The organism is Nocardioides limicola, assembly GCF_016827675.1.
In the GTDB taxonomy this organism is placed as follows: Bacteria; Actinomycetota; Actinomycetes; order Propionibacteriales; family Nocardioidaceae; genus Nocardioides; species Nocardioides limicola.
In genome coordinates this window covers 86,880-105,306 of the sequence record NZ_JAERJA010000008.1, presented here as the reverse complement: position 1 = coordinate 105,306, position 18,427 = coordinate 86,880, and the positions used below count along the sequence as shown (strand labels likewise).

Here is an 18,427-nt window from a genome sequence, read left to right as displayed (position 1 = left end):
GGGCCTTATCCGCGTCGACTTGGGCCTTATCCGCGTCGACTTGGGCCTTGTCGCTGGTGTACGCCGGCACGAACGCCAACGGCCACCCGGCTCCGAAGAGCCAGGTGGCCGTTGTCAGAGGCTGGCGACTACTTCAGTTCAGCCGAGGTGAGGCCGAGCACCCGGCGCGCCACGATCAGCTGCTGGATCTGCTGGGTGCCCTCGAAGATGTCCAGGATCTTGGAGTCCCGGGCCCACTTCTCCAGCAGCTCCGTCTCGGCGTAGCCGACACCCGTGCACAGTTCCACACAGGACAAGGTCACGTCGGAGGCGGCCCGACCTGCCTTCGCCTTGGCCATCGAGGCCTCCAGCGAGTTCGGCAGCTTGTTGTCGGCCATCCACGCCGCCTGCATGGTGAGCAGCTTCGCGGCCTCCCAATCGGCCTCGAGCTGGATGAATCGAGCAGCGGCAGCGGATTGGGTGTTCGCCGGCGCGTCGTAGTCCACGTCGACACCCGCCTGGTGCAGCAGGTCACGAGTCAGGTCCAGCGACGCACGGGCGCAGCCGACTGCCATCGCCGCCACCAGGGGGCGGGTGTTGTCGAACGTGGCCATCGCGCCGGCGAAGCCCTGCTTGACGTCGATGTCGGGGGAACCGAGGAGGTTCTCCTTCGGCACCCGGCAGTCGGTGAAGGTGATCACCGCGGTATCGGAGGCCCGGATGCCGAGCTTCTCCTCGAGCCGCTCCACCTTCAGCCCCGGGGTGTCCTTGAAGACCACGAACGACTTGATCGCCGCCCGGCCCAGGGACTTGTCCAGGGTCGCCCACACCACGACGGAGTCGGAACGTTCGCCACAGGTGACGAAGATCTTCTCGCCGTTGAGGACGTAGTGGTCACCGTCGAGGATCGCGGTGGTCGAGACGGCCGCGGAGTCCGAACCGAAGGCCGGCTCGGTGATCGCCATCGACGCCCAGGTGCCCTTGAACCGCTCCAGCTGCTCGTCGGTGGCCACCGAGGCGATGGCCGAGTTGCCCAGACCCTGCCGGGGCATGGTGAGCGTCAGACCGACGTCACCCCAGCACATCTCGGCGACCGAGAGCACCGACGCAAGGTTGGAGCCGTTCTTGTTGCCCTCCTCGGTCGGCTTGTCGACGCGTACGCCGGTCGCGCCGGCGCCCTCGGAGGCACCGGACGACTCCAGGCCATCGACCATCGCGGCGAGCATGTCGAGTTCCTTGGGGTACTCGTGCTCAGCGAGGTCGTACTTGCGGGAGATCGGGCGGAGCATGTTCATCGCGACCTGATGGGCCTGCTCGATGAACGCCTTGTGCTTCTTGGGGGTTTCCAGATTGATCATGGCTGTTGCCTTCGCTCTGAGCCGAGGCTCAGACGAGGACGCCTCCTTCCATCACGCCGAGGGCCCGCAAGTCGCGGTACCACCGCTCCACCGGGTGTTCCTTGACGAATCCATGACCGCCGAGCAGTTGGACACCGTCGAGACCGATCTGCATGCCTCGCTGGGTGCACAGTTGCCGGGCCAGGGCGACCTCTCGGGAGAAGTCCTTGCCCTGCGCCGCGCGGGCGGCGGCCCGGTAGGTGACCAGTCGCATCGACTGCAGTTCGATGGCGATGTTGGCCACCATGAACGCCACCGACTGACGGTGGCTGATCGGCTCACCGAACGCCTGCCGCTCGTTGACGTACGGCGTCACGTAGTCGAGCACTGCCTGACCGGTGCCGATGGCCAGCGCACACCAGGCCAACCGGGACAGTCGGACGCACTCGCGGTACGTCGTACCGTCGGTCGCGCCAAGGACGGCCCCGGCGTCGACCTTGACGTCGCGCATGTAGACCTTGGACAGGCCAGCCGCCCGGACGCCCATGGCCGGGTCTCCTTCGACCTTGAGGCCGGCGGCGGAGGACTCGACCAGGAAGAGCACCGGCTGACCCTCCAGTTCGGCGCCGATCACGAAGAGCTCGGCGTCGCCGCCGCGAGGCACCAGGGACTTCACGCCGTTGAGGACGAACCCGTCCTCGGTGCGGGTCGCCTTGGTGGCCGGGGTGAGCACGTTGAAGAGCACGGAGGGCTCGTTGAGTGCCAGCGCCGCGGACGGCACGCTGTCACCGGTGAACTCGGGCAGGTAGGTCTGCTGCTGCTCGTCGGTGCCCCACAGCGAGATCGCCGTGGCCACCGCACCGGGAGCCAGCAGCGCGACGGCCAGGCCCATGTCACCCTTCGCCAGCGCCTCGGCGACCAGCGTGCCAGCCATCGCTGAGCGCTCCTCGGAGATGCCACCCAGATCCTCGGGAACGCCCAGGATCGGCAGTCCGATCTCCAGGCTCGCCTTCAGCAGGTCGTCGGGGGCCGCACAGGCCTCGTTGGCCTCCGATGCCAGCGGACGGACCGCCTCCTCGGCGAACTCGCCGACCACCTGGACCAGCATCTGCTCGTCCTCGGTGGGGTTCAGGTCGAAGAGCCCAGAACTCGAGGCCGGCTTGACGCGGACGCCGGCCTGCCCCCTCTTGCCCTTCTTGCTGAACGTGCGACTTGCCGTGGTGGCGGCCTTGAAACCACTCTTGGTGGCGTTGTAGACCACGGCTTCGGTGGTCTTGCGCAACCGCAGTCGGTCGATCAGGTCGCTTTGCGCGACCCGATTGAGCGCGGCGACCGCGATGCCGATGGGGTCACGACTTTCCTTGGAGGAGAGCCCGTGCTTTCCGCCGGGCTTGAAGGATCCAGTGAGGGACATGGACAAAATGTAACTCGCTGTTACACAAAGCGCTACGTGACTCACGACATATGGGACGAATGAGGCTGATGTGGAGAACTCAGGGGTGGGCGGTAGCGTGCTGTCCATACGTCGCATCGCACACACGGGGGCGGGCTCACGCCCTGGGAAGGCCACACCATGATCCGGAATCGCTCCCTGCGCCCTAGGGCACGTCGTACCGCCGCCGCTGGTGCGGCTCTCGCTCTGGCGCTCTCGCTGGCCGCCTGTGGCGGAGACGGCGACGAGGTCGATGAGACCGCCGCCACCTCGACGCCGACCGCCGAGCCGACCGTCGACGAGCCCGACGCGCCGGACGCCGGTCCGGGTGACGCCATCAGCGGCGAGGACCTCGGCCGGCTGATCGCCGGCTCCATGGAGGGCTCGGCCCGGATGAGCATGTCGATGACCGGGATGGCGGCCGTGGACGCCGAAGGCGTCGTCGACTTCACCGGAGAAGACCCGCAGATGCGCCTGGAGATGTCGGCGATGGGGATGCAGATGGAGTTCGTCCTCCTCGATGGCCTGATGTACATGGCCATGGCGGAAGGCTGCTTCGTGATCGACCCCGAGGACGAGAGCCTGGGCGACATGGGTCTCGACGGCATGACCGACTCACTCGACCCGGCCGGCATGATGGAGCTCTACACCGAGGGCATCATCGAGGCCAGCCACCACGGCACCGTGACCCTGGACGGCGAGCAGATGGCCCACTACACGATGGTCATCGACCCCAGCAAGCTCTCCGAGGAAGACCTCGATCCTGGGACCGCCCAGATGATGCCGTCGCGGATGGCGGCCGAGATGTGGTTCGACGGCGACGGCCGGATCCGACAGATGGAGATGGACATGGGGTCCATGGGCGCCATGACCGCGAAGTACTTCGACTGGGGCCAGCCGGTCACCGTCGAGAAGCCCGCCGGCGAATGCGTCTCGTTCGCCGACATGATGGGGTGAGCTCCGCTGACTGACGCAGCCGTGCACGCCCCGTACGGCCCACTGCCCGAGGGCGGCACGGTGCGGCCGGTGACCCGCTGGGGGACGCCGGTGATGCATCGGGCGCAGCAGCCGGTGACGGCGTACGACGAATCGCTGCGGAGCCTGGCCGCCGACATGGTCGCCACCATGTACGCCGCCGAAGGGGTCGGGCTCGCTGCCTGCCAGATCGGCGAGGACGTCGCCATGTTCGTCTTCGACTGTCCCGACGACACCGGGGAGCACACCGTCGGCGTGGTGTGCAACCCGGTGCTGACCCTGCCCGAGGGGCCGGCGAGGCGGCTCGACGACGCCGACGAGGGCTGTCTGAGCTTCCCGGGCGGCTACCAGCCGTGTCCCCGACCGGACTGGGCACGGGTGGATGGCTTCGACCTGGACGGGAAGCCGGTGACCTTCGAGGGATCCGGCCTGTTGGCCCGCTGCCTCCAGCACGAGACCGATCACACCCTGGGCATCGTCTTCGGCGACCGGATCTCCACCAAGGCCCGCAAGCGGCTCCAGAAGCAGCACGACAGGCTGGCCGACGAGCACCCCCTCACCTGGCCCACCTGACCCCGACTTGGGCCGTATCCGCGCCGACTTGGGCCGTATCCGCGCCGACTTGGGCCGTTTCCAGGCTGCCGCCTGTGGATAGGCCCAGTTCTCCACAAGCCTGACCAGCGGACCACCGAACACGGTCACCGCCACGCACGATGCGTGGCATGGAGACCACAGAACTGCCCGACCACCCTTTCAGCCACAGCGAGGCCGTGGCCTTCGGCTGCACGCCCCATCAACTGGAGAGCTGGGTCCGCTCCGGCCTGCTGAGGAGACCCTTTCGCGGCATCTACGTCCCCTCGTCGGTCGCCTGGACCGAGGTCACGCGTGCCCAGGCCCTGGCACGTGCCACACCGGCGGACCACGTCCTGATCGACCGAAGCGCAGCAGCAATGCTCGGTGTGGACACGTTCCCGATCGGAGAGTTGGCGCGCAGCCCGCGCCTGGAGTACGCCGCTCCGCCCGAGGGGCACCCTTCGGACCGGCCAGGCGTCGACGGCCGGACGCGGGATCTTCTCCCCCGCGACATCACCGAGTGCGGCGGAGTGAGGGTCACGACCCCGCTTCGAACGGCGCTGGATCTCGGATGCAACCTGCGCCGACGAGAGGCCTTCGCGGCCATGAACGCGCTGGCGTCGACGTACGGACTCAGCAGGGACGACCTCATCCGGGAGCTGCCACGCTTCAAGGGCCGCCGCGGGGTGCGCCAGTTGCGTGAACTCATCCCCTTGCTGCAACCCCTGGTGGAGTCGCCGCGCGAGTCATGGACACTGTTGGCGCTGATCGACGCCGGACTGCCAGCCCCGGAACCACAAGTCTGGATACACATCGACGGCGAACCTGTCTACCGGTTGGACTTCGCCTACCAGCAGGCCCGAGTCTGCGTTGAGTACGACGGTGAGGAGGCCCATTCATCCCCGGAACAACGGGCACACGACGAGCGCCGCCGCGCCTGGTTGCGACGGAACGGCTGGATTGTGATCGTCGTCCGGGCGGGCGACTTCACTGGCGCAGCGCTCGACACGTGGATCGCGGAGGTGCGCGCCGCGCTGGCTACGGCGTACTCAACAAGGCGCTGGTGACGGCCCAACTCGGCGCGGACAACGCCCAACTCGGTGCGGACAAGACCCAACTCGACGCGGGTCAGCGGGAGGAGGCGACGTAGCAGGCCACCGCGCTCGCCGCGGCGACGTTGAGCGAATCGATCCCGGCCGACATCGGGATCACCGCACGCCGATCAGCGGCCTGCTCCCAGCGGGTGGAGAGCCCGTGCCCCTCCGAGCCGAGCACCAGAGCCAGCCGATCCACCCCCGCCACTGCCTCGGTGATCGGCACCGAGTCGGCGGACAGGGTGAGCGCCACCGTGGTGAAGCCACGCTCCGACAGCATCGGCAGCGCCTCGGACCAGTCCGGGACCCGAGTCCACGGCAACGAGAAGACCGCACCCATGCCGACCTTGATCGACCGGCGATAGAGCGGATCCGCGCAGCGAGGCGCCAGCAGCACCGCATCGAAGCCGAGCGCCGCACCGCTGCGGAACACCGCCCCCACGTTGGTGTGGTCGACCAGGTCCTCCAACACCAGAACCGACCGGGCGCCGGCCAGCACCTCGTCGACCGACGGCAACGGGCGCCGCTCGAGCGAAGCGAGCGCGCCGCGGTGCACATGGAATCCGGTGACCTGCTCGGCGAGCGCCTCGCTGGTGACGTAGCAGGGCGCCTCAGAGGACGCGAGGACATCGCCCAGACCGTCCAGCCAGCGCTCGGCCATCAGGAAGGACCGTGGCCGGTAGCCGGCCTCCACCGCCCGACGGACCACCTTCTCACCCTCCGCCACGAACAACCCGTGCTCGGACTCGAGATGCTTGCGGAGTTGGACGTCCCGCAGATCCCGGTAGTCCGCGAGCCGATCGTCGGCCGCAGAGTCGATGTGGATCAGGTCAGCCACGGGGATATCGCTCGGGGTGAGCCACCGCGACCACCTCACCGATCACGATGATCGCTGGCGGCCGTACGGTCTCGATGTCGACCGCCAACTCCCCCAGCGTCGACAACACCGTCCGCTGCTCGGGCATCGTCCCGTCCACCACGACCGCCACCGGCGTCGCAGCCTCTCGTCCGCCGGCGATCAGCGCGTCGGCGATCGCCGACGCGTTCGCCACCGCCATCAGCAACACGAGGGTTCCCCGGAGCCGGGCGAGTGCCTCCCAGTCGACCAGGGAGTCGGCATGGTCGGGCGGAATGTGGCCGGAGATCACGGTGAACTCGTGCGCGACGCCCCGATGAGTGACCGGTATACCGGCCCGTGCCGGCACCGAGATCGACGACGAGAGGCCGGGTACGACGCTCACCGGGACCCCCGCTGCCCGACAGGCCAGCACCTCTTCGAAGCCACGCCCGAAGACGAAGTTGTCACCCCCCTTGAACCGGACGACTCGCTTGCCGGCCTTGGCTCGCTCGATGATCACCTCGTTGATGTACTCCTGAGAGGCGAACCGGCCGCGCGGCAGTTTCGCCACGTCGATGAGCTCGGTGTCCGGACTGAGCTCGGCCAGCAGCTCCCGCGGCGCCAGCCGGTCGGCCACCACCACGTCGGCCGCCGCCAGGGCGTGCCTGGCCGCGACCGTGACCAGCTCCGGGTCGCCCGGGCCGCCGCCGACCAGGACCACCCCGGGGCCGACATCGTGCGTGTCCGTGGCGTCGATCACCCCGTCGGCGAGGGCTCGCAGGATCGCGTCGCGCAGCGCCGCGGACTTGCGCGGTTCCCGGTTGCCCAGGACAGCCACAGTGACGCCGGCGTGGCGTCCCGACGCCGGCGTCCACGCGCTGGCTTCCCGGGCATCGTCGCTGCGGACGCAGAAGATCCGTCGCTCGTCGGCGGCAGCGACCACCGAGGCATTGACCTCGGCGTCGTCGGTGGCTGCGATCGCGTACCAGGCCCCGTCGAGGTCCTCGGCGGCGAACTTCCGGCGTACCCAGGTGATCTCCGCGGTCATGCCCTCCAGAGCCATCGTGACCTCCGGGGCGACCACGAGCACGTCGGCACCGGCAGCGATCAGGGCCGGGACGCGACGCTGGGCCACATGCCCGCCGCCGACCACCACCACGCGCCGGCCCGCCAAGCGAAGTCCGACGGGGTACGGCGGATGATCGGGCATCAATCCTCCTTGCGGGTCACACCCGCGGAGTCGAAGGTGGCCATCTCGTCCAGGATGAGCGCCGCGGCCCGCAGGATCGGCACCGCCAGCGCGGCTCCCGACCCTTCACCCAGGCGCAGGTCGAGGTCGACGAGGGGGGTCAGGCCCAACTGTCCCAGGGCGACGGCGTGCCCGGGCTCGACACTGCGATGGCCTGCGAAGCTGCGGCTGATGGCGTCCGGTGCGAGTGCCTGCGCGACCAACGCCGCCGACCCCGCGATGACCCCGTCGAGCAGCACCGGCACCCCGGCCGATGCGGCACCGAGCAGATAGCCGACCAGGCCGGCGTGCTCGAGGCCACCCACCTGAGCGAGTACGTCGATCGGGTCGGCCCCTTCAGCCAACCGGTCCACGGCGCATCGGACGATCTCGGTCTTGAGGATCAAGGTCTCGTCGTCGATCCCGGTCCCCCGACCGGTCACCTCCGCGGCACTGGCGCCGGTGAAGGCGGCGACCAGGCAGGCCGACGGGGTGGTGTTACCGATGCCCATGTCACCTGTCAACAGCAGATCGTGACCGGCCGCGACCAACTCGCGCGCGACGCCGATCCCGACCGCGATCGCCTCCTCGGCCTCGGCACGACTCATGGCCGGACCCGAGCCGAGGTCTGCGGTGCCACGACGCACGTTGCGCACCAGCACCCGCTCATCGCCGACGACGGGGGTCGCCACCCCGACGTCCACGACGTACACCTCGGCGCCGCAGGCGCGCGCGAGCACGTTGACGGCAGCACCGCCGGCCCGGAAGTTCTCCACCATCGCGACCGTCACCTCCTGCGGCCACGGGCTCACGCCCCGCTCGAGTACGCCGTGGTCCCCGGCGAAGACGGCGACGGCGGGGCGCTGCGGTGCCGCTGGGGGGCAGGTGCCGGTGATCCCGGCCAGGTCGATCGCGACCTGCTCCAGCACTCCCAGCGAGCCGGGCGGCTTGGTGAGCTGTGCCTGGCGCTGGGAAGCCTGCTCCATGGCGGGCCCGTCGAGGGGACGGATCGCGGCGATGGTGGCATGGATGAGTTCGGCGGGAGAGGTCACCGGACCATTCTGGCCGACATCTGCCGAAGTGCTCGACCGGGCTGGTCCCGGCCCACTCCTCGGACTAGTCTCGGCACGCATGAGCCTGCTCGATCGACCCGTTGCCCCGAACCCCTACGACCTGCTTCCGGCCACGGCCTCGTTCACGGTGACGAGCACCGACGTGACGGACGGGGCCCCACTGAGCGAGCACCAGGTGGCTGCGCTGGGGAACACCTCTCCGCACCTGTCGTGGTCCGGAGCGCCGGACGGCACCAGGTCCTACGTCGTCACCTGTTTCGACCCTGACGCTCCTACCCCATCCGGGTTCTGGCACTGGGTGCTGGTGGATCTCCCGGCGGAGGTGACCTCGCTGCCGACGGGGGCCGGCTCCGAGGGCTCCGAACTGCCGGGGTCGGCGTTCATGTGCCGCAACGACGGCGGTCCCAGGGCTTTCATGGGGGCGGCTCCCCCGGCCGGCGACCAGGTGCACCGCTACTTCTTCGTGGTGCACGCGGTGGGTGAGGAGTCCCTCGGCGTCGATCCGGACACCTCGGCAGCTGTGGTGTCGTTCAACCTGGCGTTCAAGACGCTGGGCCGAGCGATCATCCACGGCACCTACCGCCACTAGCAGCCGGGGCGAGGGCGCGGGAACTCCGCGCCCTCGCCCCGGTGGCGTGGATCCTCGTCACCCGCGTGGGGTCAGAGCCCCATGTTCTTGGCGATGATCATCTTCATCACCTCAGAGGTGCCGCCGTAGATCCGGTTGACCCGGTTGTCGGCGTACAGGCGGGCGATGGGGTACTCGTTCATGTATCCGTAGCCACCGTGCAACTGCAGGCAGCGGTCGATCACCCGGTGTGCCACCTCGGTACAGAAGAGTTTCGCTGAGGCAGCTTCGGCGGCGCTCAGTTCACCGGCGTCGAGGGCTTCCAGTGCCCGGTCGGCGACGGCCTCTGCGGCGTCCACTTCGGCCTGGCAGGCTGCAAGCTCGAACTTGGTGTTCTGGAACGAGGCCACTGTCTGACCGAACACCGTGCGCTCCTGCACGTACTGCTTCGCGAAGGCGACCGCTGCCTTGGCCTGGGCATAGGCGCCGTAGGCGATCCCCCACCGCTCGGACGGCAGGTTGCTGCCCAGGTAGGAGAAGCCCTTGTTCTCCTCGCCCAGCAGATCCTCGACCGGGACCTTCACGTCCACGAACGCGAGCTCGGCGGTGTCGGAGGTACGCAGCCCGAGCTTGTCGAGCTTGCGTCCCACGCTGTAGCCCTCGGAGGTGGTGTCGACGGCGAACAGCGAGATGCCGTGGCGGCGGTCCGTCTCCGTCGGCGGCTGGGTGCGGGCGCAGACGATGACGCGGTCGGCGTGCACACCGCCGGTGATGAACGTCTTGGCGCCATTGAGGACGTAGTGCGACCCGTCGGCGGAGAGCTTCGCAGTGCTCTTCATGCCGGCCAGGTCCGAGCCGGTGCCGGGCTCGGTCATCGCCAGCGCCCACATCTCCTCACCGGTGACGAACTTGGGCAGGTAGCGCTGCTTCTGCTCGTCGGTGGCCAGCATCTTGATGTAGGGCAGCGCGAGGAGAACGTGCACCCCGGAACCGCCCAGCGTGACGCCCACACGGGTCGTCTCGTCGTACTGGATGGCTTCGAACTTGTGCGTGTCCAGTCCGGCGCCGCCGTACTCCTCGGGCACGTTGATGCCGAAGATGCCGAGTTCGCCGAGCTTGGGGTAGAGGTCGCGCGGCACCAGTCCAGCGGCGAACCACTCGTCGTAGTGCGGCACCACCTCGGCCTCGATGAAGGCGCGCAGGGACTTGCGGAAGGACTCGTGGTCCTCATCGAACACGGTACGACGCATGGGGATCTCCTCATTGGGCTGGTTGAACAACGTCAGCCTACCCAGCAAACTGCAACATTTCCAGAAACATTGCAGACAAATCGTGGACCCGTCGCGATCCACTCACCTGCTGGCGTTGCGGAGCAGCTCCTCGAACGGCGTAGGGTCGGCGAACTCCTCCGCCGTGCTGCGTCGTACCTGCATGACGTCGTCGGTTGCGACACCCCGGTCGGCGGGCTTGCCGACCAGCGCCGCGAACTCACCGGCCGCCCGCTGGATCCGACCATCGAGACCGGCGGTGCCGAAGTCGTCGGTGGCGGCGTAGACGCCGGTGGGGGCCACGACCGCGTGCAGGTAGCTGAACAGCGGCCGCAGCGCATGGTCGAGCACCAGCGAGTGCCGACTCGTGCCCCCGGTTGCCGCGATCAGCACCGGCGTACCGTCGAGAGCACCGGGCTCCAGCACGTCGAAGAAGGACTTGAAGAGCCCCGAGTACGACGCCGAGAAGACCGGCGACACCACGATCAACCCGTCGGCGCTGGTGACGGCCTCGATCGCGGCCGCAAGCTCGCCGTGGGGGAAGCCGGTGAGGAGGTGGTCGGCGAGCGGGTGCGCCAAGGCACGCAACTCCACGTGGACCACCTCCGCCTCAGCGAGCGCCTCGGTGGTGGCAGCAGCCAAGCGATCCGCCAGCAATCTGGTCGACGACGGGACGCTGAGCCCCGCCGAGACCACGACGATCCTGTTCATCTCTTTGCCTCCTCATTCATTCGCCACGAACAGCCGCTTCGTGCGGCCACAAACCCCACCTCGCGCGGCCACGAACCCCACCTCGCGCGGCCACGAACCCCACTTCGTCAGTGGCCGGTGACGTCGTCGGCAGCTGCATAGACACTGGAGTCGGCCGGGCCGCCCGCGGCGGCGACCCTGGTCGCGTGGGTGGGCGCGTCGGGCACACCCGGCTTGCGTACCGCGGCGAACTCCTTGCGCAGCACCTCGACCACCTCGCCGAGCAGGTCCAGTTGCTCCAGCACGACCTTCAACGGCAGCCCGGCGTGGTCCATCAGGAACAGCTGCCGCTGGTAGTCGCCGGCGTACTCGCGGAACCCCAGCGTGCGCTCGATGACCTGCTGCGGGGAGCCGACGGTGAGCGGCGTCTGCTCCATGAAGTCCTCCAGGCTCGGCCCGTGTCCGTAGACGGGGGCCTTGTCGAAGTACGGCCGGAACTCGTTGATCGCGTCCTGGCTGTTGCGGCGCATGAACACCTGCCCGCCCAGGCCGACGATCGCCTCGTGCGCCTGACCGTGCCCGTAGTGCTCGAACCGGCGCCGATAGAGCTCCACCATCTGCGCCGTGTGCGAGGCCGGCCAGAAGATGTGGTTGTGGAAGAAGCCGTCGCCGTAGTAGGCGGCCTGCTCGGCGATCTCGGGCGACCGGATGGAGCCGTGCCAGACGAACGGCGGTACGCCGTCCAGCGGCCGGGGCGTGCTGGTGAAGCCTTGCAGCGGAGTGCGGTGCTTGCCCTGCCAGTTCACCACGTCCTCACGCCACAGCTTGTGCAGCAGCGAGTAGTTCTCGATCGCCAACTCGATGCCGTCGCGGATGTCCTTGCCGAACCACGGGTAGACCGGTCCGGTGTTGCCACGGCCCATCATCAGGTCGACCCGTCCGTCGGTCAGGTGCTGGAGCTTCGCGTAGTTCTCCGCGATCAGCACCGGGTCCGTGGTGGTGATCAGGGTGGTCGCGGTGGACAGGATGATCTTCTCGGTCTGGGCGCCGATGTAGGCCAGCGTGGTGGTGGGCGCCGAGGCGATGAACGGCGGGTTGTGGTGTTCGCCGGTGGCGAAGACGTCCAGGCCGACCTCCTCGGCCTTCTTGGCGATCGCCACCGTCGCCTTGATCCGCTCGTGCTCGGTGGGCGTCCGGACGGTGGTGGGGTCGGTGGTGACGTCCCCGACGGTGAAGATCCCGAACTGCATGCCCATCTCGACTCCTGACCTCGTGGTCGCTCTGCGACTTGATTAACAATTCAACTACTCTAACTGGTGGTCGCGCCTTTCCATTCCCGCCGCTGCGCGAGGCCGACCAGTTTGGCAGGATGCCTCCATGATCGAGACAGACGTGTTGGGTGAGCCGTGGCAGGCGGAGACCATCGGACTGCCCCCCGACGAGGAGGGCGCTGTGGTCACCACGCTGGTCAGCCGGCGCGCCGAAGAGTCCACCGGACGCGCTGTCCTGCACCTGCACGGCTTCTCCGACTACTTCTTCCAGACCCAGTACGCCGAGTGGTGGCTTGCTCGCGGGTACGACTTCTACGCCGTGGACCTGCGCAAGTACGGCCGGTCGCTGCGCCCACACCAGACGCCGATGTACATCACCGATCTCCACGACTACTTCGCCGAACTGGATCTGGCCTGGGACCGGATCGTGCGCCGGGACGGGCACGACCGGGTGATCGCCTCCGCGCACTCCACCGGGGGCCTCACCCTCCCGTTGTGGGCCCACCATCGACAGCCGGATGAGTTGGCGGGCATGGTGCTCAACTCCCCCTGGCTGGATCTGCAGGGCAAGGCGTGGATGCGTACCCCCGCTGCCGATGCGGCGCTGGCGAGGCTGGCCCGGTCACAGCCACGCCGAGAGATCCCCCGCCAGGTCAGTGGCTTCTACGGGCAGAGCCTGCACCGCGACCATCACGGCGAGTGGGAGTTCAATCTCGACTGGCGACCGATCGGGTCCTTCCCGGCCCGGGCCGCCTGGCTCCATGCGATCCGCCGTGGCCACGCCGAACTCCACGCCGGGCTCGCTGTGCCGGCGCCGGTGCTGGTCCTGTCCAGTGGCGCGTCGACGATGCCGGCCGCGATGGGCGAGGACGTGTTCAGCCACGACATCGTCCTCGAGGTGCCACAGATCCGCCGCTGGGCCACCTCCATCGGCACGCAGGTCACCTACACGGCTGTCGAGGGCGCCCTGCACGATGTGTTCCTGTCCCGGGCCGGCGCCCGGGAGCGCGGCTACGACGTCCTCGAACGGTGGCACTCGGCCTTCGTCGACAAGCCTGCCTGAGCCGAGCCCTCCCCAACGTCGACCCGGAGGGCTAGGCTGCGAGGTGTGATCCTCTCCCGCCTCAGGAACCCCGCAATCGGCCTGGCCCTCGGCCGCGTCGCCATCGGCACGATGGCGGTCACCGCACCACGGACCGGCGCCAGACTCTTCCAACTCGACCCGACGGCGAACCCACAGTTGAGCTACATGACCCGGCTCTTCGGCTCCCGCGAGATCCTCCTCGGTGTGGCCACCCTGGTCAGCAGCGGGAACGCCCAGCGCGGCCTGGTCGCAGCTGGGATCGCGGTCGACGCGGGCGACGCCCTGGCTGCGCTCGACTCGGCCCAGGCAGGCGAACTGAAGCCCAGCACCGGCGTCCTGCTCGCGGTTCCCGCTGTGGCGGCCATCGTCTGCGGTGCCGTCGGCGTAGCCACCCTCGGCCGCACGCCGGCAGAGACGCTCGACGAACCGGCCTGAGCCCCACCCCCGCCTGGGGCCGGCACTCAGCCCTTCACGAAGCTGGCCAGCGCCGCCACGCCGACGACCACGATCACCGCACGCAGCACCTTCGGAGGCAGTCGGCGCCCCACCGAAGCCCCCAGCAGGCCACCGATCACCGAGCCGCTGGCGATCAACGCCACGATCCGCCAATCCACGACGGCGACCACGATGAAGATGGCCCCCGAGATGGCGTTCACCAAGGCAGCGAGCACGTTCTTGATCGCGTTCAGACGTTGCAGGTCGTCCGGCACTCCGGCACCCATGATCGCCATCTGCAGGATCCCCTGCGCGGCACCGAAGTAGCCCCCGTAGACAGCGCAGCCGAACATCGACGGCCACACCCACCAGGCTCCGTGCTCCGGCAGACCGCCGAGGTGTTCATGTCGCCGCGCGACCCACGCCGACAGTCTGGGCTGGAAGATCACCAGCACCAATGCCAACGCGATCAGTGCTGGCACCACCGCGGCGAAGACACTCGGCGGCAGCACCAGCAGCAGGGCCGCGCCGAGGCTGCCGCCGAGCACGAAGGCGATCGAGAACCGGACCAGTCGGGCCCGTTGCCCGGCCATCTCCCGGCGGTAGCCCCACGCACCGGCGACAGAGCCGGGCACCAGTCCGATGGTGTTGGAGACGTTCGCGGTCACCGGCGGGATGCCGAACGCGAGCAGGGTCGGGAACGTGATCAACGTCCCCGACCCCACCACGGTGTTGATGGTGCCTGCGGCCACCCCCGCCAGGGCGATGATGACCGCCTCGGTCGGACTCAATCCTGTGAGCCGCCCTTGCCGACGTCCTTCTTGCCGGGATTCGCGGCCCGCTCGGCCTCAGCAATGGCCCGCTGGACGTCCTCGTGCGCACTGGACAGCGTCTCCGAGGCCGTGTCCACACCGAGCACGTCCTGAGCCTCGGTGGAGACCCGCACCCGGGGACCCTCGACGTTGTCGGGGATGCCTTGCAGGCTGTTCATCGTCGAGCCCAGACCTTCGAGGGCCTTGCCGATCTCGCTCGGCACGATCCACACCTTGTTGGCGTCGCCCTCGGCGATCTTCGGCATCATCTGCAGGTACTGGTAGGCCAGCAGCGACTGGTCGGGACGGCCGTCGTGGATGGCCTGGAAGACGGTCTGGATCGCCTGCCCCTCACCCTGGGCCCGCAGAATGGCCGCCTCGCGGTCGGCCTGGGCACGCAGGATCTGCGACTCCCGGTCACCCTCGGCGTTCAGGATCGCCGACTGCTTGTTGCCCTCGGCGGTGAGGATCGCCGCCTGCCGCTGGCCCTCGGCCTGCAGGATGGCCGCACGCTTGTCACGGTCGGCGCGCATCTGCTTCTCCATCGAGTCCTGGATCGACGGGGGCGGGTCGATGCCCTTGATCTCGACACGCTTGACCTTGATCCCCCACCGACTGGTCGCCTCGTCGAGAACCATCGAGAGGCTGGTGTTGATCTCTTCACGCGAGGTCAGCGTCTGCTCCAGGTCCATGCCACCGACGATGTTGCGCAGCGTGGTCAGGGTCAGTTGCTCGACACCCTGGATGTAGTTAGCGATCTCGTAGGTGGCCGCCACCGGGTCGTTGACCTGGAAGTAGATGACCGAGTCGATGGACAGGTTCAGGTTGTCCTCGGTGATCACCTGTGACGGCGGGAACGAGACGACCTGCTCGCGCATGTCGATCAGATAGCGCACCTTGTCCACGAACGGGAAGATGAAGTTGAGTCCGGGAGTCAGGGTGCCCTTGTACTTCCCGAAACGTTCGACGATGCCGGCCCGGGCCTGCGGAACGATCTTCACGGTCTTGGACACAGCCACGACCATGAACAGCAGGAACAGGATGAGCAGCGTCGTCAGCACGAACGCCATGGAATCCTCCGTGTTCTCCTTCTGCGGTGTCCAGCCATGCCCGGCCACCGCGTGCGGCTGCCGCCCCGGTCGGGACAGCAGTGTCCTTCAGTCCAGTCTCGGCACCGGGTGCACATACGCGGTGGCGCCGTCGATCCGAATCACGTCGACGGTCTCACCCTCGGCGATGCGCAGCGTCTCGTCCAGTGGCAGCGCCGTCCAGTCCTCGCCGTCCACCTTGATCCGGCCCGGGGCGAGAGCGCTGATCGGTGTGGTCACGGTGCCCTGCATCCCCACCAGCTTGGCCGCCCCCAACCGCAACTCCGGCCCACCATGGAGCCGGCGCACCACCGACGGTCGGACCAGGTAGAGCATCGCCGCCGAGGACAGCCCCGCGGCGATCACCTGGGCCCAGACCGGCAGCCCCACCATCGCAGCGACCATCCCCACCGTGGCACCGGCAGCGAACATCAACAGCACCAGGTCGAGGCTGAGCATCTCCAGGACACCGAGGGTGATGGCGGCCCCCAGCCAGATCTGCCACGCGTGATCCTGCAACCAATCCATGCCCCGACCCTAGCGGAGATGGCCCCACTCAGCCGCTGTGTCGACCGGTCCGCTTCCGCGCGGACCAACGGCCGTCCACGTGGTCGAGCACCATGGGCATCCCGAAGGTCTGCGCCAGGTTGGCCTCGGTCAGCACCGCCGACAACGGGCCTGCTGCCACCACCTTGCCGGCCCGCAGCAGCAACGCGTGCGTGAATCCTGGCGGGATCTCCTCCACATGATGGGACACCAACACCATCGCCGGCGCCTCAGGTGCCTGCGCCAACACCGACAGGGTCGAGACCAGGTCCTCCCGGCCGCCCAGGTCGAGCCCGGCCGCGGGCTCGTCGAGCAGCAGCAACTCCGGGTCCGTCATCAACGCCCTGGCCACCTGCACCCGCTTGCGCTCGCCCTCGCTCAGGGTGCCGAAGGTGCGGTCGGCGAGGGCCTCCACACCCACCTCGGTCATCAGCGCGGCGGCCCGGTCGTGATCGAAACCGTCGTACTCCTCACGCCACCGTCCCAGTACGCCGTAGGAGGCGGAGACGACCACATCACGGACCAGTTCGGCGCGTGGGATCCGCTCGGCGATCGCGGCCGAGGTGAGCCCGATCCGTGGCCGCAGGTCGAAGACATCGACGGCCCCCAGCACCTCGTCGAGGATCCCGGCGACGCCGGCGGTGGGGTGCACCTGAGACGCAGCCACCTGCATCAGGGTGGTCTTGCCGGCCCCGTTGGGGCCCAGCACCACCCAGCGCTCGTCCGAGTTGACCGTCCAGTTGACGCTGTCCAGCAAGGTGGCCTGTCCACGGCGTACGGTCACGTCGGCGAACTGGAGCACGGCGGTCATGGCGCCGACCCTACTAGGGCACGCGGCGGCCTCCGCACCGAATCGCGATAGCCTCAGCGGGACATGAATGCGAAGAGCCCTGGTTCCGTCGAGGAGCCCACCTGCCTGATCACCGTCACCGGCAAGGATCGGCCGGGAGTGACCTCCCGGATCCTGGAGATCCTGGGCCGAGCCGGCGTCGAGGTGATCGACCTGGAGCAGATCGTGCTGCGTCGCCGACTGGTCCTGGGCGTGCTGGTCAGCGAGCCCCGGGACCTGCGCCGGATCACCGCCGCGCTGGAGCAGGCCGCGGCCGATCTGGAGATGCATCTGGAACTGGTCCGCGGTCGCGGGGACAACCGGCAGCGCCCCCGGGGCCGCAGTCACGTCACCGTGATCGGCACTCCGCTGAAGGCCTCGCAGATGGCGGCGATGGCCGGGCGAATCGCCGACCTGGGGGGCAACATCGACCGGATCGAGCGGATGGCGCGCTATCCGGTCACCGCGATCGACCTGCACGTCTCCGGCGCCGACCCGCACCGGCTGCGGATCGCGCTGGCCGCCGAGGCTGCGCGTCAGGGGGTGGACGTCGCCGTGCAGTCCGCCTCGCTGCTGCGCCGCGGGATGCGCCTGATCGTGATGGACGTCGACTCGACCCTGATCCAGGGTGAGGTCATCGAGATGCTCGCCGCCCACGCCGGGTGCGAGCCCCAGGTCGCCGAGATCACCGAACGGGCGATGCGCGGCGAGCTGGACTTCGGCGAGTCCCTGCGTGCCCGGGTCGAACTGCTCAAGGGGCTGGACGCGACCGCCCTGGACCTGGTGTACGACGAGATCGTGATCACCCCGGGCGCCCGGACGATGATCCGCACCCTGAAGCGCCTCGGCTACCGGTTCGCGATCGTCTCCGGAGGCTTCTCCCAGATCACCGACCGGCTGGCCGCCGACCTGGGGGTCCACTACGCCCGCGCCAACGAGCTCGAGGTGGTGGACGGCAAACTGACCGGCCAGATCGTCGGCGATGTGGTCGACCGGGCCGGCAAGGCGACCGCGCTGCGCCACTTCGCCGCCGAGGTCGGTGTCTCAGAGGCGGCCACCATCGCGATCGGCGATGGCGCCAACGACCTGGACATGCTCGACGCCGCCGGGCTGGGCATCGCCTACAACGCCAAGCCGGTGGTGCGTGAGGCGGCGGACACCGCTGTCAACGTGCCCTACCTCGACACCATCGTCTACCTGCTCGGCATCACCCGCGAGGAGGTCGAGGCGGCCGACGCCGAGGTGGGGATCATCACCCCGGCTCCGCCGATCGAGTGACCGGGTTCGTGCGCTCCCGGCCGGTGCCC

General features: G+C 68.7%; 19 protein-coding genes. 7 read left to right on the top strand and 12 right to left on the bottom strand.

Annotated features, from left to right (window positions below; translation table 11 throughout):
* Window positions 1-128: 128 nt before the first annotated feature.
* Together JKG67_RS13910 and JKG67_RS13905 are read right to left on the bottom strand one after the other, a co-directional pair.
* Window positions 129-1,337 carry an acyl-CoA dehydrogenase family protein gene (locus tag JKG67_RS13910; protein ID WP_203337925.1) on the bottom strand — a complete coding sequence of 403 codons (1,209 nt, stop codon included), beginning with the start codon at window positions 1,335-1,337 and terminating at the stop codon, window positions 129-131.
* Between the two features lie 28 nt (window positions 1,338-1,365).
* Window positions 1,366-2,730 carry an acyl-CoA dehydrogenase family protein gene (locus tag JKG67_RS13905; RefSeq protein ID WP_203337924.1) on the bottom strand — a complete coding sequence of 455 codons (1,365 nt, stop codon included), beginning with the start codon at window positions 2,728-2,730 and terminating at the stop codon, window positions 1,366-1,368.
* 159 nt (window positions 2,731-2,889) lie between these two features.
* Here JKG67_RS13905 and JKG67_RS13900 point away from each other — a divergent pair, with 159 nt between their 5' ends.
* From JKG67_RS13900 to JKG67_RS13890, 3 genes are all read left to right on the top strand, one after another.
* Complete coding sequence (locus JKG67_RS13900) at window positions 2,890-3,705, top strand: hypothetical protein (RefSeq protein WP_203337923.1); 816 nt, start codon at window positions 2,890-2,892, stop codon at window positions 3,703-3,705.
* Between the two features lie 21 nt (window positions 3,706-3,726).
* Window positions 3,727-4,296, top strand: a complete 570-nt coding sequence (gene def, locus JKG67_RS13895) for a peptide deformylase (RefSeq protein ID WP_307816572.1) — start codon at window positions 3,727-3,729, stop codon at window positions 4,294-4,296.
* A 149-nt stretch (window positions 4,297-4,445) separates the two neighbouring features.
* Window positions 4,446-5,363 carry a type IV toxin-antitoxin system AbiEi family antitoxin gene (locus JKG67_RS13890; RefSeq protein WP_238998453.1) on the top strand — a complete coding sequence of 306 codons (918 nt, stop codon included), beginning with the start codon at window positions 4,446-4,448 and terminating at the stop codon, window positions 5,361-5,363.
* 61 nt (window positions 5,364-5,424) lie between these two features.
* On the opposite strand, the gene JKG67_RS13885 is transcribed toward JKG67_RS13890, so the two are convergent.
* The 3 genes from JKG67_RS13885 to cobT are packed head-to-tail and all read right to left on the bottom strand — an operon-like array spanning window position 5,425 to window position 8,508.
* Window positions 5,425-6,228: a TrmH family RNA methyltransferase gene (locus JKG67_RS13885; protein ID WP_203337921.1), complete on the bottom strand. Its 804-nt coding sequence runs from the start codon at window positions 6,226-6,228 to the stop codon at window positions 5,425-5,427.
* A complete protein-coding gene (cobA, locus tag JKG67_RS13880) occupies window positions 6,221-7,438 on the bottom strand; it encodes a uroporphyrinogen-III C-methyltransferase (RefSeq protein ID WP_203337920.1) in 1,218 nt (405 codons plus the stop codon). Before cobA ends, JKG67_RS13885 begins: the two co-directional genes overlap by 8 nt.
* The gene (gene cobT, locus JKG67_RS13875; RefSeq protein ID WP_307816571.1) at window positions 7,438-8,508 is read right to left on the bottom strand and encodes a nicotinate-nucleotide--dimethylbenzimidazole phosphoribosyltransferase; all 1,071 of its coding nucleotides are present in this window, start codon (window positions 8,506-8,508) and stop codon (window positions 7,438-7,440) included. The genes cobA and cobT overlap by 1 nt, the downstream gene beginning before the upstream one ends.
* Before the next feature lie 79 nt (window positions 8,509-8,587).
* On the opposite strand from cobT, the gene JKG67_RS13870 reads away from it, so the two are divergent.
* The gene (locus tag JKG67_RS13870) at window positions 8,588-9,118 is read left to right on the top strand and encodes a YbhB/YbcL family Raf kinase inhibitor-like protein (RefSeq protein ID WP_203337919.1); all 531 of its coding nucleotides are present in this window, start codon (window positions 8,588-8,590) and stop codon (window positions 9,116-9,118) included.
* Between the two features lie 71 nt (window positions 9,119-9,189).
* Here the strand turns inward: JKG67_RS13870 and JKG67_RS13865 are convergent, their stop codons facing one another.
* The 3 genes from JKG67_RS13865 to JKG67_RS13855 all read right to left on the bottom strand — a co-directional run bounded on the left by JKG67_RS13865 (window position 9,190) and on the right by JKG67_RS13855 (window position 12,305).
* On the bottom strand, window positions 9,190-10,347 hold the full coding sequence (locus tag JKG67_RS13865) for an acyl-CoA dehydrogenase family protein (protein ID WP_203337918.1): 1,158 nt from the start codon (window positions 10,345-10,347) through the stop codon (window positions 9,190-9,192).
* A gap of 102 nt (window positions 10,348-10,449) precedes the next feature.
* Window positions 10,450-11,076, bottom strand: a complete 627-nt coding sequence (locus tag JKG67_RS13860; protein ID WP_203337917.1) for an FMN reductase — start codon at window positions 11,074-11,076, stop codon at window positions 10,450-10,452.
* A 107-nt stretch (window positions 11,077-11,183) separates the two neighbouring features.
* A complete protein-coding gene (locus JKG67_RS13855) occupies window positions 11,184-12,305 on the bottom strand; it encodes an LLM class flavin-dependent oxidoreductase (protein WP_203337989.1) in 1,122 nt (373 codons plus the stop codon).
* Between the two features lie 127 nt (window positions 12,306-12,432).
* On the opposite strand from JKG67_RS13855, the gene JKG67_RS13850 reads away from it, so the two are divergent.
* Together JKG67_RS13850 and JKG67_RS13845 are read left to right on the top strand one after the other, a co-directional pair.
* Complete coding sequence (locus JKG67_RS13850; RefSeq protein WP_238998452.1) at window positions 12,433-13,389, top strand: alpha/beta hydrolase; 957 nt, start codon at window positions 12,433-12,435, stop codon at window positions 13,387-13,389.
* 45 nt (window positions 13,390-13,434) lie between these two features.
* A complete protein-coding gene (locus JKG67_RS13845; protein ID WP_203337916.1) occupies window positions 13,435-13,845 on the top strand; it encodes a DUF4267 domain-containing protein in 411 nt (136 codons plus the stop codon).
* 26 nt (window positions 13,846-13,871) lie between these two features.
* Here the strand turns inward: JKG67_RS13845 and JKG67_RS13840 are convergent, their stop codons facing one another.
* From JKG67_RS13840 to JKG67_RS13825, 4 genes are all read right to left on the bottom strand, one after another.
* Complete coding sequence (locus JKG67_RS13840) at window positions 13,872-14,636, bottom strand: sulfite exporter TauE/SafE family protein (protein WP_203337915.1); 765 nt, start codon at window positions 14,634-14,636, stop codon at window positions 13,872-13,874.
* Window positions 14,633-15,682 carry an SPFH domain-containing protein gene (locus JKG67_RS13835; protein WP_372442103.1) on the bottom strand — a complete coding sequence of 350 codons (1,050 nt, stop codon included), beginning with the start codon at window positions 15,680-15,682 and terminating at the stop codon, window positions 14,633-14,635. Before JKG67_RS13835 ends, JKG67_RS13840 begins: the two co-directional genes overlap by 4 nt.
* 132 nt (window positions 15,683-15,814) lie before the next feature.
* Window positions 15,815-16,273, bottom strand: coding sequence for an NfeD family protein (locus JKG67_RS13830; RefSeq protein WP_203337913.1), 459 nt, complete (start codon window positions 16,271-16,273; stop codon window positions 15,815-15,817).
* Between the two features lie 28 nt (window positions 16,274-16,301).
* Window positions 16,302-17,102, bottom strand: coding sequence for an ABC transporter ATP-binding protein (locus JKG67_RS13825; RefSeq protein ID WP_203337912.1), 801 nt, complete (start codon window positions 17,100-17,102; stop codon window positions 16,302-16,304).
* 63 nt (window positions 17,103-17,165) lie between these two features.
* On the opposite strand from JKG67_RS13825, the gene serB reads away from it, so the two are divergent.
* Window positions 17,166-18,398 carry a phosphoserine phosphatase SerB gene (serB, locus tag JKG67_RS13820; protein WP_203337911.1) on the top strand — a complete coding sequence of 411 codons (1,233 nt, stop codon included), beginning with the start codon at window positions 17,166-17,168 and terminating at the stop codon, window positions 18,396-18,398.
* The last annotated feature ends 29 nt before the right edge of the window (window positions 18,399-18,427 follow it).